19 protein-coding genes and 2 tRNA genes are annotated in these 23,919 nt (G+C 67.0%); 12 read left to right on the top strand and 9 right to left on the bottom strand.

The window, feature by feature from the left end:
• The first annotated feature begins 17 nt into the window (after nt 1–17).
• Nucleotides 18–932, top strand: coding sequence for an alpha/beta hydrolase (locus FK267_RS07755; RefSeq protein WP_141406853.1), 915 nt, complete (start codon nt 18–20; stop codon nt 930–932).
• Between the two features lie 35 nt (nt 933–967).
• Here FK267_RS07755 and FK267_RS07750 read toward each other — a convergent pair.
• Nucleotides 968–1,043: transfer RNA gene (locus tag FK267_RS07750), tRNA-Val, on the bottom strand.
• Nucleotides 1,044–1,207: 164 nt separating this feature from the next.
• Complete coding sequence (locus FK267_RS07745) at nt 1,208–1,612, bottom strand: DUF3052 domain-containing protein (RefSeq protein WP_009406144.1); 405 nt, start codon at nt 1,610–1,612, stop codon at nt 1,208–1,210.
• A 397-nt stretch (nt 1,613–2,009) separates the two neighbouring features.
• On the opposite strand from FK267_RS07745, the gene aceE reads away from it, so the two are divergent.
• Together aceE and FK267_RS07735 are read left to right on the top strand one after the other, a co-directional pair.
• Nucleotides 2,010–4,763, top strand: a complete 2,754-nt coding sequence (gene aceE, locus FK267_RS07740; protein WP_141406852.1) for a pyruvate dehydrogenase (acetyl-transferring), homodimeric type — start codon at nt 2,010–2,012, stop codon at nt 4,761–4,763.
• Between the two features lie 108 nt (nt 4,764–4,871).
• Nucleotides 4,872–5,513 carry a DUF3060 domain-containing protein gene (locus tag FK267_RS07735; protein ID WP_141406851.1) on the top strand — a complete coding sequence of 214 codons (642 nt, stop codon included), beginning with the start codon at nt 4,872–4,874 and terminating at the stop codon, nt 5,511–5,513.
• A 97-nt stretch (nt 5,514–5,610) separates the two neighbouring features.
• On the opposite strand, the gene aspA is transcribed toward FK267_RS07735, so the two are convergent.
• Nucleotides 5,611–7,089 carry an aspartate ammonia-lyase gene (gene aspA / locus FK267_RS07730; RefSeq protein WP_141406850.1) on the bottom strand — a complete coding sequence of 493 codons (1,479 nt, stop codon included), beginning with the start codon at nt 7,087–7,089 and terminating at the stop codon, nt 5,611–5,613.
• 264 nt (nt 7,090–7,353) lie between these two features.
• On the opposite strand from aspA, the gene FK267_RS07725 reads away from it, so the two are divergent.
• The 4 genes from FK267_RS07725 to FK267_RS07710 all read left to right on the top strand — a co-directional run bounded on the left by FK267_RS07725 (nt 7,354) and on the right by FK267_RS07710 (nt 11,004).
• Nucleotides 7,354–8,553 carry a PucR family transcriptional regulator gene (locus FK267_RS07725; protein ID WP_198498147.1) on the top strand — a complete coding sequence of 400 codons (1,200 nt, stop codon included), beginning with the start codon at nt 7,354–7,356 and terminating at the stop codon, nt 8,551–8,553.
• Nucleotides 8,554–8,814: 261 nt separating this feature from the next.
• Nucleotides 8,815–9,066: an acyl carrier protein gene (locus tag FK267_RS07720; protein ID WP_070513247.1), complete on the top strand. Its 252-nt coding sequence runs from the start codon at nt 8,815–8,817 to the stop codon at nt 9,064–9,066.
• A gap of 8 nt (nt 9,067–9,074) precedes the next feature.
• On the top strand, nt 9,075–10,328 hold the full coding sequence (locus tag FK267_RS07715; protein WP_141406848.1) for a beta-ketoacyl-[acyl-carrier-protein] synthase family protein: 1,254 nt from the start codon (nt 9,075–9,077) through the stop codon (nt 10,326–10,328).
• A gap of 175 nt (nt 10,329–10,503) precedes the next feature.
• Nucleotides 10,504–11,004: a DUF3145 domain-containing protein gene (locus FK267_RS07710; RefSeq protein WP_004564722.1), complete on the top strand. Its 501-nt coding sequence runs from the start codon at nt 10,504–10,506 to the stop codon at nt 11,002–11,004.
• A gap of 97 nt (nt 11,005–11,101) precedes the next feature.
• On the opposite strand, the gene def is transcribed toward FK267_RS07710, so the two are convergent.
• The 5 genes from def to FK267_RS07685 form a co-directional block, all read right to left on the bottom strand.
• Entirely contained in the window at nt 11,102–11,593 is a 492-nt protein-coding gene (gene def / locus FK267_RS07705; protein ID WP_004564721.1) for a peptide deformylase, read from the bottom strand.
• A gap of 165 nt (nt 11,594–11,758) precedes the next feature.
• Nucleotides 11,759–11,833: transfer RNA gene (locus FK267_RS07700), tRNA-Asn, on the bottom strand.
• Nucleotides 11,834–11,923: 90 nt separating this feature from the next.
• The gene (locus FK267_RS07695; RefSeq protein ID WP_004564720.1) at nt 11,924–12,490 is read right to left on the bottom strand and encodes a hypothetical protein; all 567 of its coding nucleotides are present in this window, start codon (nt 12,488–12,490) and stop codon (nt 11,924–11,926) included.
• A gap of 50 nt (nt 12,491–12,540) precedes the next feature.
• Nucleotides 12,541–14,556: a DNA primase gene (gene dnaG / locus FK267_RS07690; RefSeq protein ID WP_141406847.1), complete on the bottom strand. Its 2,016-nt coding sequence runs from the start codon at nt 14,554–14,556 to the stop codon at nt 12,541–12,543.
• Between the two features lie 68 nt (nt 14,557–14,624).
• Nucleotides 14,625–15,944 carry a deoxyguanosinetriphosphate triphosphohydrolase gene (locus FK267_RS07685; protein WP_141406846.1) on the bottom strand — a complete coding sequence of 440 codons (1,320 nt, stop codon included), beginning with the start codon at nt 15,942–15,944 and terminating at the stop codon, nt 14,625–14,627.
• A 189-nt stretch (nt 15,945–16,133) separates the two neighbouring features.
• On the opposite strand from FK267_RS07685, the gene FK267_RS07680 reads away from it, so the two are divergent.
• The 5 genes from FK267_RS07680 (at nt 16,134) to FK267_RS07660 (ending at nt 22,593) form a co-directional block, all read left to right on the top strand.
• Complete coding sequence (locus FK267_RS07680; RefSeq protein WP_141406845.1) at nt 16,134–17,360, top strand: glycosidase; 1,227 nt, start codon at nt 16,134–16,136, stop codon at nt 17,358–17,360.
• A 112-nt stretch (nt 17,361–17,472) separates the two neighbouring features.
• Complete coding sequence (locus tag FK267_RS07675; protein ID WP_081379390.1) at nt 17,473–18,759, top strand: sugar ABC transporter substrate-binding protein; 1,287 nt, start codon at nt 17,473–17,475, stop codon at nt 18,757–18,759.
• Between the two features lie 90 nt (nt 18,760–18,849).
• Complete coding sequence (locus tag FK267_RS07670) at nt 18,850–20,424, top strand: ABC transporter permease subunit (protein WP_141406844.1); 1,575 nt, start codon at nt 18,850–18,852, stop codon at nt 20,422–20,424.
• Nucleotides 20,425–20,451: 27 nt separating this feature from the next.
• On the top strand, nt 20,452–21,381 hold the full coding sequence (locus FK267_RS07665) for a sugar ABC transporter permease (RefSeq protein WP_070513228.1): 930 nt from the start codon (nt 20,452–20,454) through the stop codon (nt 21,379–21,381).
• A gap of 198 nt (nt 21,382–21,579) precedes the next feature.
• Nucleotides 21,580–22,593: a LacI family DNA-binding transcriptional regulator gene (locus FK267_RS07660; RefSeq protein ID WP_075379005.1), complete on the top strand. Its 1,014-nt coding sequence runs from the start codon at nt 21,580–21,582 to the stop codon at nt 22,591–22,593.
• 43 nt (nt 22,594–22,636) lie between these two features.
• Here FK267_RS07660 and FK267_RS07655 read toward each other — a convergent pair whose 3' ends face one another.
• Nucleotides 22,637–23,887: a glycerate kinase gene (locus tag FK267_RS07655; RefSeq protein WP_141406843.1), complete on the bottom strand. Its 1,251-nt coding sequence runs from the start codon at nt 23,885–23,887 to the stop codon at nt 22,637–22,639.
• Nucleotides 23,888–23,919 lie beyond the last annotated feature (32 nt).

The raw sequence follows: 23,919 nt of genomic DNA, 5'->3' as shown, positions 1-23,919 counted from the left end.
GCAACTAGCATCGACGTATGCAGGCCAATCCGTACGTGCCCTTCCTGCCGCCCCACCACCAGCACGCGGCCTCGCTGGTGCCTAGGTCGACGTGGTGGCGGTGGCACGGCCATCGTGTGCACATTGCGCGCGCTCCCGAACCGGGGGCGCCAGCCAGGGTGCTGCTCGTCCACGGGGCGGGCGGGCACAGCGGGGCGCTGTGGCCCATCGCCGCACTGGTGGCCTCACGCGGTATCGACATCAGTGCCGTCGACCTGCCTCTGTACGGGCGCACGAGGTCTCCGGTTCCCGCAGCCGTGCGTTACGACACCTGGGTCGATCTCCTCGTCGACCTCATTGAGGCCGAGCGCGACCACCGCCCCCTGCTGCTTCTGGGCGCTAGCATCGGTGGCCTTCTCGCCTATGAGGTGGCGGCCCATTCGCCGAATGTTGCGGCGGTGGCAGCCACGTGTCTGCTCGACCCGGGCAACTGGCGCGCCCGAGCGCATATGACGCGTGCAGGAGCACTGGGCGTCCTGGGCGGGCCATTGTCGATGCTCGCCCGAGGAAGACTGGCGCACACCATGGTCTCGATGAGCGCGGTGGCGAACCTGCGGAGGATGAGCCGCGATCGCGCGCTGTCTCGTCTGTGCTCTATCGATCCGCGTGGGGGCGCCGCCAGGGTCCCCTTAGGGTTTCTCGCCTCCTACCTGCGGTTCACACACACCCCACCCGAACGCAACCGCACGCCGGTGACGCTTCTGCACCCAGGTCGGGACGCGTGGACGCCGATCGAGCTCAGCACCCGAGTTCTGTCGCGAGCAGCGGGTCCGGCCGACCTGGTGATTCTGCGCGAGTGCGGCCACTTCCCCGTCGAGGACCCGGGACTCACGGAACTCGTCGACGCCGTCGCCGGCCTGGCCCAGCGCCTCGGCTCGCAGGGTGAGGCCTGAGGAACTGCGGGCCTGTCAGCACCAGGTCACGCTCATGGTGGACCCGGCCGGACTCGAACCGACGACCGACGCGGTGTAAACGCGTTGCTCTACCAACTGAGCTACAGGTCCAGGTGCAGTGGCTCCCGGGAGCACATTGCCCGAGCCCCCAGTGCCTACACATGCGACTGACGGCACGAGCCGCCTCAGCCGGAGACTTTACCGCCTCCGCCGGACGGGCCACCAATCATCTCCGCCACTGAGAGCGGAGAATGCCACGCGGCCATCGGGTCGTCTCAGCGCCCTCGGCTGGAGACTCTGATGCCACTCCAGTGCTGCCCCATGGAGGCGGCGGAGGTTGCATGCATGCCTGCCGTCTGGGCAGCCTCCTCCACCTCAGCGGCCGGGACAGCGCCGGTAGTGCGCGCCTTGGGCGTCAGCACCCAGATGAGCCCTGCACCGTCGAGGTTGGCCTGAGCGTCCACGAGGAGATCGGTGAGGTCGTCGACGTCGCCGTCATCGTCGCGCCACCACACGATGGCCGAGTCGGCCACGTCCTCATAGTCCTCATCCACCAGAGTGGTTCCGGTCTCCGCCTCAACGGCCTGCCGCAAGGTCTCGTCGACGTCGTCGTCGTAGCCGAACTCCTGAATGATGAGACCGGAGGCGAAGCCGAAAGCCCCACCCGCTGTACTCGCCACGTCTTTACACCGTCCTTCTGGGCCCAGCCCGTCTACCGCTCGCCCGTTGCTGGGCGATAGGTACTAGCCCACCGCACCGGGCACCAGCCGCGCAAGTGAACACGCACGTCAGGTTACCTTGGACTTTCCTTTGAAGGCTGGTTCCTGCGCGGCCGCGAACTCGAGGCTCCTTCCCCTCTGCCCCAGGTACCGAAATCAACCCACCATCATGTGAGCCACACCATACGTGAGGTAGGACTTTCCTCCCGTTGGGTGCAGCGTTCGCGCCGTTGCAGGTCGTAGATTAGGGCCGTCATCCACAGTGGCCTGACTTCAGGCGCACGCCGACGCCACCTTCGGCGCCACGGCACGCAATGAGGCTCAGGCCGACCGCACAGACGCGAGGAAAGAGGATTCCGTGAGCCCCACCAGTGACTCCACGCCGCTCATTGACGGCCTCCTGACAAAGGTGACCGACAACGACCCAGAGGAGACCAAGGAGTGGCACGAGTCCCTCGATGCCCTCATCGCGGACAAGGGCGCCAAGCGTGCGCGCTACATCCTGCTGAGCATGCTGGCCCAGGCCCGGCAGAAGAACGTCACGGTCCCCACCGAGACGACGACGCCGTACATCAACACCATCGACGTCGCCAACGAGCCCTACTTCCCCGGTGACGAGAGCGCCGAGCGCACCTACCGGCGCTGGCTGCGCTGGAACGCCGCCGTCATGGTCACCCGCGCCCAGCGCCCCGGGGTCGGGGTCGGCGGACACATCTCCTCCTACGCCTCGACCGCGACCCTCTACGAGGTCGGCTTCAACCACTTCTTCCGCGGCAAGGACCACCCCGGCGGCGGCGACCACGTCTTCTTCCAGGGCCACGCCTCACCGGGCAACTACGCCCGTGCCTTCATCGAGGGCCGCCTGAGCGAGGCCGACCTGGACGGCTTCCGCCAGGAGGAGTCCCGCCCGGCCGGCGGCCGCGGCCTGCCCTCCTACCCGCACCCGCGCCGCATGGAGGACTTCTGGGAGTACCCCACCGTCTCCATGGGTCTTGGCCCGTCCGAGGCGATCTACCAGGCCTGGTTCGACAAGTACCTCCAGGGCGCCGGCATCAAGGACACCTCTCAGCAGCACACCTGGGCCTTCCTGGGTGACGGCGAGATGGACGAGCCCGAGTCGCGCGGCATGCTGCAGCTGGCCGCCAACCAGCAGCTGGACAACCTCACCTTCGTCGTCAACTGCAACCTGCAGCGCCTCGACGGCCCGGTGCGCGGAAACGGCAAGATCATCCAGGAGCTCGAGGCCTTCTTCAAGGGCGCGGGCTGGAACGTCATCAAGGTGATCTGGGGCCGTGGCTGGGACCAGCTCCTCGCCGCGGACAAGGACCACGCCCTCGAGCACCTCATGATGGAGACCCTCGACGGCGACTACCAGACCTTCAAGGCCAACGACGGCGCCTATATCCGCGAGCACTTCTTCGGCCGCGACCCGCGCACCGCCGAGCTCGTCAAGGACTGGACCGACGACGAGATCTGGGCCCTGCAGCGCGGCGGCAACGACTACCGCAAGATGTACGCCGCCTACAAGGCGGCCATGGAGCACAAGGGTCAGCCCACCGTCATCCTGGCGCACACGGTCAAGGGCTACCTCCTGGGCGGCCACTTCGCCGGCCGTAACGCCACCCACCAGATGAAGAAGCTGACGCTGGACGACCTCAAGGCCCTGCGCGACCGGCTCCACATCCCGATCACCGACGAGCAGCTCGAGGCCAACCCGAAGATGCCGCCGTACTACCGGCCGGCCGCCGACGACCCCTCGCTGCTCTACATGCTGGACCGGCGCCGCCAGCTCGGCGGCTTCATCCCCGAGCGCCGCGATGCCGGTGTCGAGCTCGAGCTGCCCGGTGACAAGACCTACGACATCCTCAAGGGCGGCTCGGGCAAGCAGGAGGTCGCCTCCACGATGGCCTTCGTGCGTCTGCTCAAGGAGCTCATCAAGGACAAGGGCATCGGACGGCGCATCGTCCCAATCGTTCCGGACGAGTCGCGTACCTTCGGCCTGGAGTCACTCTTCCCCACCAAGAAGATCTTCAACACCCAGGGTCAGAACTACACGCCGGTCGACGCCGACATGATGCTGTCCTACCGGGAGTCCGCCTCCGGTCAGCTCATGCACACGGGCATCAACGAGGCCGGTTCGGTCTCCCTGTTCCAGGTGGCCGGAACGAGCTACGCCACCCACGGCGAGCCCATGATCCCGGTCTACATCTTCTACTCGATGTTCGGCTTCCAGCGCACCGGCGACCAGTTCTGGGCCGCCGGCGACCAGCTGACCCGCGGCTTCATCATCGGGGCCACCGCCGGGCGCACCACCCTGACCGGTGAGGGCACCCAGCACATGGACGGCCACTCCCCCATGATCGCGGCCACCAACGACGCCGTCATCACCTACGACCCGGCCTACGCCTACGAGATCCGGCACATCGTGCGCGATGCCCTGGAGCGCTGGTACGGCCCGGACTCGGGTCGCAACCGTGACGTCATGTACTACCTGACCGTCTACAACGAGCCGATCCACCAGCCCGCTGAGCCCGACGGCGTCGACGTCGAGGGAATCCTGCGCGGTATTCACCGCATCAGCACGGCTCCCGACGGGCAGGGGCCCGAGGTCCAGCTCCTGGCCTCCGGCGTCGGAGTGCCCTGGATCGAGGAGGCTCGCCGCATCCTGGCTGAGGACTGGGGCGTGCGCGCCGCCACCTGGTCCGTCACCAGCTGGAACGAGCTGCGGCGCCAGGCCCTGGAGGTGGAGAAGGCCAACTTCCTGGCCCCCGACGGCGAGCGGCAGGTCCCCTACCTGACGCAGAAGCTTTCCGAGGCCACTGGCCCCTTCATCGCCACCAGCGACTACGACCACCTGGTCCCCGACCAGATCCGCGCCTGGGTGCCCGGCGACTACTACACGCTGGGTGCCGACGGCTTCGGATTCTCCGACACCCGGGCTGCCGCCAGGCGCCACTACCTCATTGACGCCCAGTCGGTGGTGGTGCGCGCCCTCCAGGCTCTGGTGGAGCAGGGGCGCCTCGACCGCTCCGTCCTGGCCCAGGCCGTTGCCCGCTATGACTTGACCAACGTCAACGCAGGCACCTCCGGCTCCCAAGGAGGGGAGTCCTGATCCTCCCTGTGCGGCTATAGTTGGACGCACTGACCAATTGTGGTGCCGGTGGAACGCGGTCTTCCGTGTTCCACCGGCACCACCATGTCTGCCGAATGAGGTCCTCCCTTGTCCCGCTCCCAGCTCCTGCGCTCCACCGCCTTCATGGCCGCGTGCCTGCTGACCCTGTCCGGTTGCTCAGTCGGCTGGACCGGCGCCAGGGGGACGTCCTCGGCCCCGCCGGACCAGGCTCAGGACACCGCCCCAGAGGCCGCGGAGGAGCCGACTGGGAAGCTGGAGGACCCCAGTCCCATGGATCCGCTGGAGTACGGCAACTGCACGTCCTCCGACATCCAGGACTACGACGACGAGCTCACCGACAACGACGCGGAGGACACCCGGGCTCAGGCGGAGGCCCAGGTCACCAAGGTCATACCGGCCTCCGAGCAGGTCAGTGTCACCGCTAACGAGCTCTCCACCGATCAGGTGGTCAAGGTCTCGGCAGGCGCTCGAGACGTAACAATCACCGCACAAAGTCTCGTGATTGTCATCGAAGGAGAGATCGAGTCACTGACCATCAGCGGCTTCGACAACACGGTCTGGGTCGGCGCTTCCAATAAAGTCACGTTCGGCTCGAACGACGGTGACAGCCAGAATTACGTCTTCTGGCACTCCAGGCCTCCGCAGGCGAAGGTGGATCCGCAAGGCCTCAACATCATCGGCAAGGACGTTCACGCCCCGGTCGTCCGTTCCTGCCGTTCCTTCTCATGATGCCCTGCGGGATAGAGCCGGAATCGGCCTTCCGAGGTCGGCGAGGCAGTGCAACAAGCCGCTGACCGCCCGCCGGCCTTCGGAAGGCCGATTCCCCTTACTCCTCCGAGTCAGACGCCGCGGACACAACCGGCGGAGTTGACGGATCGGATCCTGAGTAGACGTTCAAGTCGCGGAAATGGGGGCGCAGAAGGTTCTCAGGGCTGAGAATCTCATCAAGAACAGACTCCTCGAGCAGCCCCATCTCCAGAACCACCTCTCGCACGCTGCGTCCTGAACGGGCGCACTCACGGCCCACCAGGTCACCATTGTGATGACCGATCACCGGGTTGAGGTAGGTAACGATTCCAATCGAGTCCAGCACATTGCGGCGACATACCTCCACGTTGGCCTCGATCCCCACGACACACAGCTCCCGCAGGGTCGACATCCCGCGGGTGAGCAGATTGATCGACTCGAAAATCGCCTGGGCGATCACCGGTTCCATGACGTTGAGCTGAAGCTGTCCCGCCTCAGCGGCGAAGGTCAGCGCTACATCGTTTCCCATGACCTTGAAGCAGACCTGGTTCACCACCTCGGGGATCACCGGATTAACCTTGGCCGGCATGATGGAGGATCCGGCCTGGCGTTCAGGCAACCTGATCTCCCCCAGCCCCGCGCGAGGTCCGGAGGACAGCAGGCGCAGGTCGTTGCAGATCTTGGACAGCTTCACCGCCAGGCGCTTGATCGCCGCGTGCATCGAGACGTAGGCACCCGTGTCACTCGTGGCTTCCAGCAGGTCATGCGCTCCTCGAATGTCCAGACCGGTGATCTCCCGCAGACGCCCGACAACAGTGCTCTGATAGTCCGGAGGGGTGTTGAGCCCCGTGCCGATCGCCGTGGCCCCGAGGTTCACCTCCAGAAGCAGGGCGGCATTGTTGTGAAGCCGGCTAACCTCCTCCTCCAGCAGAACGGCAAAGGCCTCGAACTCCTGCCCCAGGCTCATCGGAACGGCATCCTGAAGCTGAGTACGCCCCATCTTCAGAACATGGACGAGCTCGGTTCCCTTAGCTCGCATCGCCGCGATGAGTCGCTCGAGCTCCTCGATGAGCGAACCGACGAGGGCGAACAGTCCCAAACGGAATCCGGTCGGGTAGGCGTCGTTCGTCGACTGGGACTTGTTGACATGATCGTTGGGATTGATGATGTCATAACGGCCCTTGGCGTATCCCAGGTACTCCAGCGCGAGGTTGGCGATCACCTCGTTGGTATTCATGTTGACGCTGGTCCCAGCACCCCCCTGGAACTGGTCGACCGGGAACTGATCGAGGCAGCGCTCAGCAACCAGCACCTGGTCACACGCCCACACGATCGCACCAGCGACCTCCGGGTCAAGAGCCCCCAGATCACTGTTCGCTAACGCTGATGCCTTCTTCACCTGCACCATGCCGCGAACAAAGGCCTCTTCGTCGCCAACCACCGATCCAGAGATCTGGAAGTTCTCTATCGCACGTAGCGTGTGGATTCCCCAATAGGCTTCTAATGGAACTTCCCGTGCACCAAGAAGATCTTCCTCTGTGCGGGTTGCCTTCGTCATCCTGAGCCTCCGAGTTGTCTAGCTAGGCACCTGCTTGCGCACATCCATGCTGGCATACGACGTGCACGTTCAGGTCATTGCAGATTCACATACCATGGCTTCCACAATGGTTACGCTATTGTAACCTGCCTAATCCACTCCGCCTCGACGACACACCACCCGCAGTTATCCCCGTATTTTCAACACAAACTCGTGTCGGATCACACGCCGCACCAATCGAGAACCTACTGTCCTCAGGATATTCCAGTCGGTAGCATCCACAGTATGGATGAGTTGAGCGCTCCGGGAGTGTCTGCACTGCGACAGGCGCAGGACACCATTATTGAACACTCACTGGACCGCATCAGTTCGGCCCACGATTTCTACCGCACCCTGCCTGAAGGATCGCGCGACCAGATCGCGGCGGTGGCCCGCCTGGGCGTCACCATGTTCGTCGACTCGGCGGAGAACCCCTCGACACCGCTGACCCCCTCGCAGATCTTCTCCGTGGCTCCTGCTGCCCTGACCGGTGTCATCACGCTGGAGCAGACCCTGGCTCTGGTGCGCACGGTCCTCGACGTTGTTGTTGACGAGGCTCCTCGTGTCGTGCCGGAGGAGGACCATGACACCGTCCGCATCCTCGTCCTGACCTTCGGGCGTGACGTCGGCTTCGCCGCGGCCGAGGTGTACGCCCGGGCGGCTGAGGCCCGCGGCGCCTGGGACGCCCGGTTGGAGTCCGTAGCGGTCGACGCGATGCTTCATGACGCCCCCGAGGATGCCGCGACCCGGGCCGGAACTGCCGGTTGGAACGGGACCGGGCCGGTGGCGGCCATCGCCGCCAAGACCACTCTGGATGCGCTCGGCGTCTCCAGGCTGCGCCACGAGTGCCGCAACCTGGCCAGCGACTGTCTGGTATCCGTACGCGGCGACTCCGTCCTCATCGTCCTGGGCGACAGCCAGGCGGCTCACCCTGGGACATCCAAGCACTCCGGCCGGGAGGCCACCCCTGAGCAGCTGGTGGACCAGGCGGCCATGCAGGTGGCCGGCGGCCTGGGCGGGTCAGCCGTCGTCGGCCCGGTGGTTCCAGGGATCTCGCACGCGGGTCGTTCGCTGCGCTCGGCCCTGGCCGGGCTGCGCGCGCTGCCCGGCTGGGCCGAGGCTCCCAACCCGGTCCACGCCGACGATCTCCTTCCCGAGCGCCTTCTGGCCGGCGATGAGCTCGCCTGTGAGCAGATCCTCAACCTGGTGCACGCCCCCCTGCATGAGATGGGCGACCCCTTCGAGAGCACGGTGGCCACCTATCTGGCCCTGGGCGGCAGCCTGGAGGCCACTGCTCGGAACCTGTTCGTGCACGCCAACACGGTGCGCTACCGCCTGGGCCGGGTCAGCGAGCAGGTCGGCTGGGACGCGACGAACGCCCGTGACGGCCTCATGCTGCACATGGCAATCATCGTGGGCCGACTCGCTGTCAGCCGAGAGGCCTGACGCGCCGCGCCCTAATACGCACCCTCGTCCACTCCTTCACGACCGGACCCGTCCGTCACCCTCGGACAGGTCCGGTCGTGGCGCTATGACCGTGCCCCTGCCGCAAGCCGGCCCCTGTGGCGCATCGATGCAGGAGCACCCCTTCTCATCTGGGACAATGGTCTGACCTGCGGCGCAGCCGCCGGCGAAGCACAACCATCATCGAGTCACTGCGCCGTCACGGAACCTGGATGCTCCGTCACGGCGCCCGAAGGAGCCACCATGGCTGAGCAGAGCAAGGACGACGTCCTGTCCGTCATCACCCAGATCGTCAGTGAGGAGTCCGGCGTCGCCGCCAAGGACATCACCCGCGAGACCGCCTTCGCCCAGGACCTCGACGTCGACTCACTGGGTCTGCTGACCATCGCCACACAGGTCGAGGAGCGTTTCGGCGTAGCCCTGGACGACTCCCTCATCCCGACCCTGCCCACTGTTGGAGCGCTGGTCGACCTGGTGACCTCCAAGAAGGCCTGACGACACACATGAGCCCGGAAGCCGAGTGCCGCCCTGACGACGTCGTCGTCACCGGACTGGGGACCATCAATCCTCTGGGCGCAGACGTCGAGTCCACCTGGAGCGCCCTGAACGAGGGCACCTGCGCGGTTCGCACCCTCGAGCACGAGTGGGTCGAGAGCCATGACCTGCCCGTGCGGATCGGCGCCCCCCTGGCGGTCGATCCTGCCGAATCACTCCCGCCGCGCCAACTGCGCCGTCTCGACCGCGCCAGTCAGTGCGCGCTGCTGGCCGCCCGCCAGGCCTGGGAGCAGGCAGGGGCCCCGCAGGTCGCCTCACAGCGTCTAGCGGTGTCCGTCTCCCCGGGTATGGGGCCGGTCCTGTCGGTCATGGAGGCCTGGGACACCCTGAGGGACAAGGGGCCCCGGCGGGTTCTGCCGACGGCGGTCCCGGCGCTCATGCCCAACGCCCCGGCGGCGGCCGTCGGGATCGAACTGGGGGCCCGCGGCGGCATCCATGCTCCTGTCTCAGCCTGCGCGTCGGGAGCCGAGGCCATCGCCTACGGTGCGGATCTCATTGCTCTGGGGCGGGCTGACGTCGTGGTGGCCGGGGGGACGGATGCGGCCCTCCACCCGATGACCGTGGCCGCCTTCGCTGCAATGCGGGCCCTGTCGACACGCAACGCCGACCCGCAGACCGCCTCCCGCCCCTTCGCCCCGGACCGCGACGGCTTCGTCCTGGGCGAGGGCGCCGGGCTCCTCGTCCTGGAGCGCGCCGCGCATGCCAAGGCCCGAGGAGCCCGGATCCTGGCCGTGATGGCAGGCTCCGGGGTCACCGCCGACGCCTACGACGTCGCACGTCCGGAGCCATCTGGCGCGGAGCAGGAGCGAGCCCTGCGGCTAGCCGTGGAGCGCGCGGGCCTTGACGCCGCCGCCGTTGGGCACGTCAATGCTCACGCCACCTCGACGCCGGCCGGCGACGTCGTCGAGGCCGGTGTCCTGGCCAGGACGGTTCCGAACGCGGCGGTCAGCGCCACGAAGTCCGCCACCGGTCACCTCCTGGGTGGGGCCGGGGGTCTGGAGGCGGTGCTGACCGTCATGGCCCTGCAGGAGCGCTGGGCCCCGCCCACGCTGCTGCCGGCCGGAGTGGATCCAGAGCTGGCCCAGCTCGGGCTGGACGTTGTTGGGCCGCAGGGCCGGGACCTGCCCCAGCTGACGGCGGCGGCCAGCACCTCCTTCGGCTTCGGCGGGCATAACGTCGCCCTGGTCTTCACCCGCCAGTAGCCATGCTCGGGCCGGAGGCCCCGTGCGCCCCCGCCTGTGACCCACGGCGCTGGACCCGGCCGGTGCAGTCAGGCACAATAAGCCGTGCATGCCGCGTACGTCATGACATGAGCCCGGTTGTGGGTCGAGACCGTTGGGGAAGGCGAATCTCGAAACCAACCAGGAGGCGATACTCATGATCGGTGCCTACACCCGCGGTGTACTTTTCGTGCATTCAGCACCTCGGGCGCTCTGCCCCCACATCGAGTGGGCAGCGGCCGAGGTGCTCGGTTCGCGTGTCCACCTGGACTGGACCGAGCAGCCTGCGGCCCAGGGCATGATGCGGGCCGAGACCAGCTGGGTGGGGCCCGCTGGAACAGGAGCCAGCCTTGCCTCCGCCCTGCGCGGCTGGGCGAACCTGCGCTATGAGGTGACCGAGGAGGCGAGTGTCGGCACCGACGGCGGCCGCTGGTCCCACACCCCGGACCTGGGCATCTTCCACGCCCAGACGGATGTTCACGGCAACGTCGTCGTCCCCGAGGACCGGATTCGTGCCGCGCTCGTCTACGCTGCTGATCCTGACAGGATGCGCCGCGAGCTCGACCTGGCTCTGGGCCAGGCCTGGGATGACGAGCTCGAGCCCTTCCGCTACGCCGGAGCCGGCGCGCCCGTGCGCTGGCTGCACCGCGTCGGCTAGGAACGCCGAGCACAGGACGCCTCATCGCCTGCTGAAAGCCGGGTGGGGCAACAGGTCTCGCAACCTGTTGCCCCACCCGGTTTGCGTCCTGGGGACGTTACAGTCCCTGCGCTCGCAGCTCCTTCATCGCCTTGGCCCGGTTCTTGCGGTCGAGGCGGTCGAGGTAGAGGTGGCCCTCCAGGTGGTCGCACTCGTGCTGGATGCAGCGGGCCATGAGCTCCTCCCCCTCGACGACGACCTCCTTGCCGTCCAGGTCCACTCCCTCAGCACGGGCGTACCAGGCCCGCTCCGTGGGGAACCACAGACCCGGCACTGACAGGCAGCCCTCGTCCCCGTCCTGGTACTCGTCCTTGGAGACCTCGACGATCTTGGGGTTGAGGATGTAGCCGATCTCACCGTCGATGTTCCAGGAGAAGGCGCGCAGACCGATCCCGATCTGATTGGCGGCCAGGCCGGCCCGGCCGTCCTCATCGACCGTCTCGAGCAGGTCCTCAACCAGGGCCTTGACGGAGTCGTCGATGTCAGTGATCCAGTCGCACTCGGTGCGCAGGATCGGGTCGCCGATGATGCGGATGTCGCGGTATGCCATGGCGGCATCCTCCCATGACCGCAGCGACGCGGTCATGTTCGACCCATCTCGTGATCTGCTGCTCGCACACCGCACCGGCACCATCGAGAACAGGCCACCTGGCCCCAGGGCCGAGTACGTGAAAAAGGAAGAGTCCCCGGCCTGATCGACCGAGGACTCCCCTGGTGGCTCCTGCGGCTGGACTCGAACCAGCAACCGTCCGATTAACAGTCGGATGCTCTGCCATTGAGCTACGCAGGAATGCGTTTGACGCGCAGTGAACTTTAGCAACATCCCGCGGCGACGTCGAATCCGGTGAAGCACAGGAAACGCTGATATTGCAAGGACATCCTACCGTGTGGGCAGGCCCACACCCTCACGGACGCGGTTTTCCAGCTCTCGAAGCGTGCGGCGATCCTCCGCCTCGTCGACCTGTGAGATCAGTGGCCGGGTGACGGAGTAGAGCTCGCCATCACTGCCCCGACGCACGCTGGCCGTGGCCGTGGCGCCGCTGGGGAGTGTGGCCACGGCGCTGTGGATGATGGCGGCCTCGACCCGTTGGCGCAGGGCCTTGGCGAAGGGGGCCACGTCCGCTGAGGCGTAGGCATCGCCGTTGCGGACTCCGGCCGGGACCTTCAAGGCAAGGTCCTCGCGATTCTGCTGCGTCCACCTCAGGGTGAAGACGCGGTCCTGGCCGTCCCAGCTCCCCTGCTCCACCTCGTCCCAGGGGTGGGTCTCGGGCCCGCTGCGCCCGTTGAAGACCACCAGGGAGCTTGCCGTGGCCACCGCCCATGTCGAGCCCTCCGCGTCCAGGGGAACGGCCCCCAGGGCGGGCTCGCGCAGCTGTTCGCGCATCTCCAGCGGAAGCGTGGCGGTGGAGCGGGTGGATGTGCCTTGACGACGGCGCAGGATCGGCATGACCGCCAGGCTACCTGCACCTGCTCGCCGACGTGGGCCGCCGCCTGGTCTCAGGTCCCCTGCCTGATCTGCATGCGGCGCTGCTCGAGGGCGGCGATCTGTGAGAACAGCTCGCGGTAGCCCTCCTCCTGCGGTGACATCCGCCGGTGGCGTGAGCGCATCTCGACCAGCCGGCGGTTGATGCCCATGACGGCCAGGGAGTCGAGCACGCCCTTGGCGTAGCGCTCCAGACCGGAGGCGTCCACCTCGGTGCCCCGTCCCCGGATCGTGGGCAGGGGCAGCGGTGCCACGGCGAGTTCGGTGATGGCGGCCTCGACCAGGCCGATGGCGCCGTCGCGCACCTGCTGGAGCCAACGCAGCGTGGCCCGGCGCTGCGCCTCCTGCTCCCCCATGCCCGCGGCCACTGCCTGCTGGACCAGCCCCGGCACCTCCCCAGTGCCTCCGGCGGCGGCGACGGCCTCGTAGACGGCCCGGTGGGTGAGCTGGCCGAAGGAGTCGGCCCCCAGCTCGTCTGCGCCGGCTTGGTGGGCCGCCACCGGGAACTGGATGATGACGGCCAGGGCCTCACGCTCGAGCTGCTCAACAGGGTCGGTCACCGGCGGCAGCCCCCGCATGGGGGCGGCAGCATCGGGACCGGCAGTCTCATCGGCGGGCCACTGGCCGCCCCGCGCCGTGCTGGGCTGGGCCCCTCGCCTGCTTGCGGCCTGGACTGCGGCGTGGACCTCGGCATCGGGCAGGCCCAGCCATCCGGCCAGGCGCCGGGTGTACTCGCGCTTGAGCGCCCGGTCCCGGATCCCGGCCACCACCGGCGCCGCCGAGCGCAGCCCCCGGACGCGGCCTTCGGAGGTGTCCAGGTCCAGGTGGGACAGGGAGGTGCGGATGACGAACTCGAACAGCGGCACCCGTCGGGACAGCAGGCGCGGGATGCCCGAATCCCCCTCCTTCATGCGCAGGTCGCAGGGGTCCAGGCCGCCGGGGTCGACGGCCACGAAGGTCTGGGTGGCGAAGCGCTGGTCCTCGGCGTATGCACGCAGCGCGGCCTTCTGACCGGCCGCGTCACCATCGAAGGTGAAGATGACCTCGCCGCCACGGGCCTCGCGCCCCTGACCGGTGACCACCCCCGCTGCCGGGTCGTCCACATCCCCTAGCAGGCGGCGCACGACCCGCACGTGGTCCGCACCGAAGGCGGTCCCGCACGTGGCCACGGCGGTGGTCACCCCGGACAGGTGTGCGGCCATGACGTCGGTGTAGCCCTCGACGACGACGATCCGGTGGGAGCGGGCAACCTCCCGCTTGGCCAGGTCCAGCCCGTAGAGGACCTGGCTCTTGTGGAAGACGGGGGTCTCGGGGGTGTTGAGGTACTTGGGGCCTTGGTCCTCCTCCAAGAGCTTGCGCGCCCCGAAGCCGACGGTGGCTCCGGTGACGTCCCGGATGGGCCAGATGAGGCGGCCGCGGAAGCGGTCGTAGACGCGGCGCCCGTCCTGCCCGCCTCGGCTGCACAGGCCGGAGTCGACCAGCTCGGCCTCGGTGTAGCCGGAGCTGCGCAGGTAGCGGGCGAGGTTGTCCCATCCGGCGGGCGCGTAGCCGACGCCGAAGTGCGCGGCGGCATGGCGGTCGAAGCCCCGGGACGTGAGGAAGTCCCGCCCTGGCTGTGCCTCCGGGGTGGCGAGCTGCTCGCGGAACCAGGCCTCGGCCAGGCGGTTGGCGTCCATAAGGCGCTGCCGAGTGCCCGGCTCGACCCCGCGCCGCACCGCGCCGCCCTCCTCGTAGCGCAGCTGGACCCCGGTGCGGTCAGCGAGGTACTCGACGGCCTCGGCGAATCCGAGGTGGTGGATCTTCTCGATGAAGGTGATGACGTCACCGCCCTCACCGCAGCCGAAGCAGTGCCAGTAACCGAGCTGGGGGCGGACGTGGAAGGAGGGAGTGCGTTCGTCGTGAAAGGGGCACAGCCCCTTGAGCGAGCCGACGCCGGCGCTCTTGAGGGTCACGTGCTCACTGACGACGTCCTCAAGCCTGGCGCGCTCGCGCACCGCCTCGATGTCCTCACGCCTAATCAGTCCCGCCACAGGGCCATCGTAGGCGAGGGCACCGACATCCTGCGCCAGGGCTTGAAGGGGCTCCCCGACCAGTACCGCTAGACCTCGGAGAACATGCCGCACAGCCGGGCGTGCCAGGCCCGCGCGGAGGTGTCCGTCAGGGAGGCGATCTGGTCGACCACCACCCGCAGGCGCGCATCGTCGTTCTCAGCCCGGTGCCAGACATCGAGCAGAACCGGGTCGATTCCCTTCCCGCCGCCGGTCATGAGGACGTCGGCGAGGTCGAAGATGAGAGTGCGCTGGCGCAGGTAAACCGGCTCGTGCTCCCTCGGCTCCATGACGTAGCGCACGGCGATGCCCTTGAGCAGGAGGATCTCCGCGGCCGTCTCCTCGGGGATGACGAGCTCGGCCTCGTAGCGAGTCAGGGGCCCGTCGCCGTAGGTCTGGCGGGTGGCGGAGGCGACCGCGGAGACGAAGCGTCCGATGATCTCGCTGGTGAGGTTCTTCAAGTGCGCGGCGTCGGCCACCGAGCCGTTGTAGGAGCGGATCCAGTAGGGCCGGCCGGCCAGCCTGTCGAAAGCCGCCCCAAGGGCGTCGGCGCTCAGGTCGGTGCCGTACCAGGCCCGGGTGGCCTCGAGCAGCTCATCGACCTCCTTGGGGTCGGTCAGGCAGGCCGGGTCCAGGCGCCCCAGGGCGATCGCGTCCTCGACGTCGTGGACGGAGTAGCCGACGTCGTCGGACAGGTCCATGATCTGTGCCTCGATGCAGCGCCTGCCCTCCGGGGCCCCCTGACGCATCCAGGCGAAGATCTCGGCGTCGTCGTCGTAGGCGGAGTACTTGCGCGCACTGCGCCCGCTCGGTCCTCCCGGCCCCCTCCCCTTGAGCCACGGGTACTTCGCGACGGCATCGAGGCTGGCCCGCGTCAGGTTGACGCCGACCGGCCTCCCGGCCGCATCAAGGGTCTTGGGCTCCAGCCGGGTGAGGATCCGGAAGGTCTGGGCATTACCCTCGAAGCCCCCGATCTGGCGGGCCACGACGTCGAGCGCCTTCTCACCGTTGTGCCCGTAGGGAGGGTGGCCCAGGTCATGGGACAGGCAGGCGGTGTCGACGACGTCGGGGTCGCATCCCAGCGCCTGCCCCAGGGCGCGCCCCACCTGCGCCACTTCCAGGGAGTGGGTGAGCCGGGTGCGCACGAAGTCGTCAGCAGCGGGCCCCAGCACCTGGGTCTTGGCCCCCAGGCGCCGCAGCGCCGAGGAGTGCAGGACCCGGGCCCGGTCGCGTTCGAAAGGGGTGCGCTGGGGATTCTTCGCCTGCTCGTGAACGAAGCGCTCCACGTCCTGCACCCGGTACCCGGACAGGTCAAGGGCGTCTCGTCCGTCGATACGCACAGGTTCGGATCCAGATTTCTGCGCTGACATAGTCACAAGGTAGCGCAGAAGCGGGTTACGATGGTCGTCACCATTCCGACACCTCCGACACCATCCCAGGGGAGCACCGGTACCCGATCCCTCCAGCTTGTGGTCACCACGCACCCTCCTCACATCGATGAATCACTTCTTGGACGTCAAGTCCCCGGGCGCACACCCGGTGGAAGGGAGACACCTGCCGTGACCACCACCACAACCCTCGTTCACCGACCCTACGACGGTCCGGAAGAGTGGTGGCGCCACGCACTGGTCTACGAGATCCCCTCACCTGCCCTGGGAGCAGCCGAGCTGGACCACACCGATCCCATCATCAAGCACGCCCGCTACCTGGGCATGGACGCGGTACTCATCCGTCCGAGTCTGCTCGACATCGACACCGAGATGGACTCGATCCGCCGCTTCGTCGACGAGGCCGGGGAGCAGGGGCTGCGCACCATCGTGCGCATCTCCGGTGCGCTGGGTCCGATCACGGGACCCTACGCCACGCAGACCACCGGCTTCGTCACCGGCCTCGAAGGCGCCGCTGACGACCTGCTGCGCCGTTCGGAGGCCTACCTGCAGGCCGGTGCGGCCGGCATCGACCTGGGCACGATCGTGCCTCCCCAACTCACCAGCGGAACCCGGCTGGATCGACTCAGCACCTACTGCGCCATGCTGCACGGCCAGCTGGCCGAGTACGTCGACGAGGGCATCATCGGTGCCGACGTGACCGCCGACTACCCGGAGTCACTGCGTCATCACCTCCAGGACGACTGGGTGCACCACTTGCGCGACGACTGTCTGACACTGACACGGTGGAACGCCGAGTCGCTCACGTCCCACCTGACCCGGTCGCTGGACGAGCACGACCGCTTCGGGGCACCCCCCACCTGGCGATTCCTGCCTCCCCACATTCTCTCCGAGCACCTGGATCCGGGCGACGGGCAGCGCTGGTACTCCGTCAACCGCGATGAACGGCTGCGTCGAGGGCTCGCCCTGCAGGCCATGATGCTGGCCCTGCCCGGCTCGCTCTACCTACGTCAGGGCGATGAGATCGCCCTGTCCGACTCCGACAAGCCAACCGCTCCCCTGGAGCTGGCCGACATGGTGGCTGAGCACACGCAGGTGCAGTCCTCTCAGTTCGGCTCTCCGACTGCGACCGTGCGCCACGCGGCCCACGTGCGGCACGAGTACAACCTGGCCTGCGCTCCCCTGGCCTTCGTCACCGGGCTGGAGTGGTGCCCGCCCCAGACCCTCTCCTTCCTGGTGCGTGGCGTCCTGGTCGTCGTCAACACTTCCGACTCCCCCGTCACCTTGCCGGCCGAGGCCAAGGTTCTCCTATCCTCCCAGCCCCTGCGCCAGGAGGAGGGGCGTCTACTCGTACCCCCGGCGACGACGACGTGGCTGGAGGCCACAACCGTTGCCTAGGGCACACGGATGCAAGTTTCATTAGTCTCTTGCAATCTTTGCATAAGCCGATTAAATTATGGTGCTAGGCGAGGAACTCCTCGCTGCGGATCTGATTCGAAGGAGAATCCCTGTGGCACCCACCCGCCGATCCTTCCTGACGATGGCCGCTCTGGCCTCCACCGTGCCAACGTTGGCCGCCTGCTCCGGCTCGCGCAATACTGCGGGTACGGCGGCCTCGGGCGGCGCTGCCTCACAGGCATCTGACGCCTCGGCAGGCGACTCCGATACCGATCTGGTCATCTGGGCGGATCAGAAGAAGGCGGACTCCCTCAAGGAGATCGCCAAGACCTGGGGCAAGCAGCAGGGCATCTCGGTGGCGGTCCAGACCGTCGCCAATGACTTGCAGCCCAACTTCATCACCGCCAACCAGGCCGGCAACGGCCCTGACATCGTCCTCGGCGCACACGACTGGATCGGCAACCTGGTGCAGAACAGCGCGATCCGGCCGGTCGTTCTGAGCCCCGAGGCCGAATCCAACTACTCCGACATCGCGCTCAAGGCGGTCACCTACGACGGCCAGATCTACGCAACGCCCTACGCCGTCGAGTGCCTGGGCCTGTTCGTCAACAAGGCACTGACCTCAGTGACCCAGCCGGCCAGCATCGAGGAGATGATCGAGGCCGGCAAGGCGGCCGGAACCGAGCTCGTCCTGTCGCAGGTCGTCGACGAGAAGGGCGACGCCTACAACATGGAGCCGATCTACACCGCCGCCGGCGGCTACATGTTCGGCAAGAACCCTGACGGCTCCTACGATCCCAATGACCTCGGTATCGGCAAGGAGGGATCCATCAAGGCCGCGGAGAAGATCCGCCAGCTCGGCCAGCAGGGAGTCCTCAGGAAGTCGGTCACGGCCGCCAACCACATTTCCTTGTTCACCGATGGTAAGGCTCCCTACCTCATCTCGGGGCCATGGGCCCTGGCGGACATCAAGAAGGCCGGTATCGACTACCAGCTCACTCGGATTCCGGGCTTCAAAGACATCAAGAACAGTCAGGCGAGCCCCTTCGTCGGAGTCAACTGCTTCTATGTCGCCTCCAACGGGAAGAACAAGGCCTTCGCCGAGACCTTCGTGGCCGACGCGGCCAAGGACATGACCTTCGCGGCATCGATGTTCCCCACCAACGAGCTGCCCCCGGCCCAGAAGGACCTCGCGGACAAGCTCAAGGCGGAGCACCCCGACATGGTCACCTTCACGGAGCTCTCCGCCAAGGCCGACCCCATGCCCGCGATCCCCGCCATGTCCTCAGTGTGGGAACCCCTTGGACGCGCTCAGGCCAACATCGTCGCGGGTGCCGATCCCGCCAGCACTATGACCGGGGTCGGCCAGACCATCAAGGCGTCGATCAAGGGCTCGTAAACCGCCTCGACGCCGAAGAGCGGAACGCTTCTCCACGCACCCGGTTATTCCTCATACTGCTTTCCCACTTCTGGAAAGGACCCGCAGATAATGACGTCCGCATCCACCACCCCGAGGGAGAAGACCACGACCATCAGAGGTCTCGTCGGTCGCATCATGGTGCTGTCCCTCACGCTGGTCGCAGCGATCTACCTCGTCCCTCTTCTTATCGCCTATCGGATGTGGTTGTGGCTGGGAATCGTCGTCCTGACCACGGGGGCCATGTTCCTGCTGTACTCGACCAAGAGGTTCGTACCCGCCAAGTACCTCTTCCCCGGCACGTTCTTCCTCACCGTCTTCCTCATCATCCCCATCGTGCTGACCATTCAAACCTCTTTCACCAACTTCGGGGACGGGTACCGCGGGACCAAGGAGGAGGCCATCACCTCCATCACCAACAACTCCATGGTCCGCACGGAGGACTCTCCCACCTATGGTCTGTCTGTCGCGACCGACGGCGACGTCACCAAGGGCCCCTTCTCACTGTTCCTCGTCAATCCGCAGACCAAGGAGGTGCTGCGGGGAAGTGACGGGAAGAAGCTGGAGAAGGTCGACGCCAGCACCGTCACCGTCGACAACGGCGTGGTGACCAAGGCGGAGGGATACACGATCCTGTCCCCCAGGGAGATCAACACCGCCTACGAGGACATCAGCGCCATGTCGGTTCCCTTCACGGACAAGACCACGGTCAAGGTTCAGGGCATCAGGACCGCTTTCGAGGGAACCAAGCGGATGGTCTACAACAAGTCCTCCGACACCATGACCAACACCGCCACCGGGGACGTCTACTCGGTCAAGAAGGTGGGGCTGTCCGAGCACTTCGTCAACGCCGAGGGAGAGAGCCTGGCCCAGTCCTGGAAGCAGAACGTGGGACTGGCCAACTACTCACGGCTCTTCACTGAGGGCAACCTGGCCTCCCAGTTCCTCAAGGCCTTCGCATGGACCATCATCTTCGCCCTGGGCTCGGTGCTGCTCACCTTCGGCCTCGGTTTCTTCCTGGCGCTGACCCTCAATGATGATCGCATCAAGGGTAAGAAGCTCTACCGCTCCTTCCTCCTGCTGCCCTACGCCGTACCCGGCTTCATCTCGCTGCTCGTGTGGTCGAACTTCTACAACCAGGACTTCGGCCTCATCAATCGGATGATGCACCTCAGTATCCCGTGGCTGTCCGACCCGACCATGGCCAAGATCGCCGTCCTGCTCACCAACACGTGGATGGGCTTCCCCTACATGTTCATCGTGTGCACCGGCGCTCTGCAGTCCATCTCCGGCGATGTCAAGGAGGCGGCCAAGATGGACGGCGCCAGTGGCATGCAGGCCACATGGCGCATCGTCACCCCACTGCTCCTGGTCGCCGTCGCCCCTCTGCTGGTGAGCACCTTCGCCTTCAACTTCAACAACTTCAATGCCATCCAGCTGCTGACCGAGGGTGGACCCTTCCCGGCCGGGGAGTACACACGCGGCGGAACCGACATCCTCATCTCCATGGTCTACCGCATCGCCTTCGGCCGTGCCGGCTCGGACTTCGGATTCGCCTCGGCCGTCTCCGTGGTCCTGTTCGCCGTCACCGGCGTCCTGGCCGCCTTGCAGTTCCGAGCCACCAAGAAGCTCGAAGACGTCAACTGACCAGCCGACCTCGGAAAGAACATCATCATGAGCACCTCATCGCAGCCCGTGTCCCGGTCCGCATCGAACAGTTCCGAGGACAGCGTCGTCATCGAGAATCACATGCCGTTCTCACGCTGGTTCCGGGAGATCGGCTGGAGACACGTCGTCGGCGTCATCGCCCTGGTCTTCGCCGCCTTCCCCGTTCTCTACGTCATCTCCGCCTCTCTCAACCCCCTGGGAACGGTGGCATCCACCGGGTTGATCCCCACCAAGGTGAGTCTGGTCAACTACCAGAACCTGCTGTCGGGGGCGCGAGGCCCATTCCTGCGCTGGTACCTCAACACGATCATCATCTGCACAGTGGTGGCCACCGCTCAGGTCTTCCTGTCCCTGCTGGGGGCCTACGCCTTCTCCCGGTTCCGCTTCACCGGACGCCGTGGCGGTCTGCTCGCCCTGCTCCTGATTATGATGTTCCCCGCGATCCTGTCCATGATCGCCATCTATACGATGATCTCCGACATCGGCCAGGTCGTCCCCTTCCTCGGCCTCAATACCCTGGCCGGCTACAGCCTGGCGCTCATGGGCGGAGCACTGGGGCAGGTGTGGCTCATCAAGGGAACCTTCGACACGATTCCCCGCGAGCTCGATGAAGCCGCCATCATCGACGGCTGCACGCACTGGCAGGTCTTCCACATCATCCTTCTGCCCACGCTCAAGCCGATCATCGCCACCACCTTCCTGCTGGCCTTCGTGGGTGTCATCAGCGAGTTCCTCCTGGGCTCGATCATTCTGACCGACAACTCCCAGAAGACGCTCGCAGTGGGGCTCTACGGCATGCTCGTCGGCGACCGCTCCAACAACCTGGGCATCTTCGCCGCCGGGGCGGTCCTCACCATGGCCCCGGTGATCGCTCTGTTCCAGTACCTGCAGCGCTATATCGTCGGCGGATCGATCTCGGGTGCGGTCAAGGGCTGATCGGGGCCGGGCGCCTTGACGCATCCTTCCCGTCCCATCAGCCGGGAATCAGGGGCCGACGGCGCCACACCTCACCGTCCCGGATTCCCACAAACGGGACATGACCTGCGATGATGGTCAGTCGAGGGACGCGACGTTCCGCTGTCGGTTCAGGCGAGTCAGCCCCTCCATCCTGACCGTTCTTCGTAGGATTCACTCATGCCACAGAGACTCACTCTCACCGACATCGCCGACCAGGCGGGCGTCTCCACCGCGACTGTCTCCCGTGTGCTCAATGGAAAGTCCAACGTGGCTGACTCGACCCGTCGGCAGGTACTCGCTGCGCTCGACATCCTGGGCTACGAGCGGCCCGAGTCGGTGCACCAGACCTCCCGCGGTCTCATGGGGTTGATCGTGCCTGAGTTGAGCAACCCGATCTTTCCGCTGTTCGCCCAGCAGATCGAACAGCTCCTGGCACCCTCCGGGCACACTCCCCTGCTGTGTACCCAGACCCCCGGCGGTATCAGCGAGGACGAGTACATCGAGATGCTCGTGGACCGCGGTGTCGCCGGCATCATCTTCGTCTCCGGACGCCACGCGGACACCACCGGTGACGTCACCCGCTACCAGCGTCTGCGTGAGCGGGGCGTACCACTGGTGACGATCAACGGCAACGCGCCGACCATCAAGGCACCGGGCTTCGCCACCGATGACCGCCGGGCGACCCGCATCGCGGTGGATCACCTCATCGCCCTGGGGCACCAGCGCATTGGCCTGGCCATGGGGCCAATGCGCATGGTGCCGGCTCAGCGCAAGCGCTCCGGCTACGAGGACGCCATGGGCGAGGGCCTTCCCGAGGAGCCGCTGCGGATCGTGGAGACGCTCTACACCTACGAGGGCGGGGTCAGCGCAGCATTGCACCTGCTGGAGCAGGGCTGCACCGGCATCGTCTGCTCCTCGGACGTCATGGCCCTGGGTGTGGTCCACGGAGTGCGCCAGACGGGCAGGTCAGTGCCTCATGACGTCTCCGTCATCGGCTACGACGACTCGCCACTCATCCCCATGACGGACCCGCCGCTGACCACGGTGCGTCAGCCCGTGGAGTCCATCTGCCGAGCGGCCGTCTCCACGCTCCTCGCGCAGCTCAACGGGCAGCGCCCGGCCGACACCGAGATGCTCTTCGCCCCCGACCTCATCGTGCGCAACTCGACCGCCGCGGCCCCCATCGACTGAGCCCCGGTTGGCCGGCAGCGGCGCGCTGACGCCAGTGCTCCGGTCAGCGCGACCACGTGCGGGCCAACCGGGAGCCGAGGTCTACCAGCCGTGCCTCCAGCCCGTGGAAGTCAGTCGCTTCCCAGGGCTCGGCGGCGTGAGCCTCCTGCAGTCCGTAGGCGTTGGTGACACCGGCTGCGGCCAGCTCGCCGCGACTGACGGCGCAGCGCCCGCACACCAGGATGCACGGCTGTGCCTGTGAGGCGGCCTGCTGGCCGACGACGCCCACGACGCCGTCGGCCAAGACGTCGTAGAGCTCTCCCCAGGCCGAGACCACCAGGTCCTGCCCGTAGGCGGCCTCGCTCAGACTGACGAGCTCAGCCATGACTCGCGCCCCGGGCCGCGCCCAGGCTCCCAGGGCCCGCAGCAGCAGGGCGCTGCCCCCGCCCGCCCCGGTCCCCCAGGTCGACACGCTCAGGCGAGCCGTCCCTGCCGAATCCGCCGCGTGCGCAGAGGCGGACGGCCCGGCGTCGCCGAGTGCAGAGACGACAGGCAGACTCCTGCGTACACCGAGGCCACCGGGATCGAGGTCCTCAGCCGCCCTGACGCTTTCCATTGCCTTGGCGCAGGCGCGGCGGTCCAGTTCCTGGGCCCGCTCCGGGCTGATGGAGGTGATACTCGTCAGTGCCGCCCCGGCACCGTTCATGCCTCCCAGGGAGATGTCGTCGGCCAGGGCCAGTCCCAGGCTGCGATGCGACAGCAGGTCCTTGGCAGCTCGCAGGCCTCCGAGCGCGTCCATGGCTCCCAGGCCCCCGTCGTGGACGGCGGAGCGCGACATCCCCACCACAAGCGTGTCCAAGGGGCCGGTACGGCTCAGGGCTGCACCGATGACTTCTCCCAAACCGGAGGTGCTGCCCTCCAGCACCTCCTGGGCCGCCTCATCGGGCTCTGAGGGAAGCGCCAGGAGACGGGCGGCGTCCAGGAACCAGGTGGTCGCCTCTGCGGGGTGCCGGCTCCCGGATCGTGAAGGCCTGGGAACCAGACGCACCAGGTCGACCTCTCTGACCTGTCCGAGCGGGCCCCGCCCCTGAATGACCTCCCGGGAGGCGACCTGATCGGGGGCGATCACCTGCGCCGAGCCCGGTCCGCCGTCCGCCATGGGCAGCAGGGTCAGGGAGTCATGGGGGCGCGCCGCCCGCCAGCCACGCGCCAGACAGGAGGCGACCCGGCCCGGGGCAAGACCAGTTCCCGAGCCCGCCAGAGGCACTCCAGCGGGCTCGGGCCACAGCCCGCCAGGGGCGAGGAGAACCTTCACGTGTTCGTTCTCCGGTGGCGGGCGCGTTGAGC

This window comes from Actinomyces oris, from assembly GCF_006546825.1.
GTDB lineage: Bacteria > Actinomycetota > Actinomycetes > Actinomycetales > Actinomycetaceae > Actinomyces > Actinomyces oris.
Note: the sequence above shows the minus strand (reverse complement) of the source record. Positions and strands in the feature narration are given on the sequence as shown.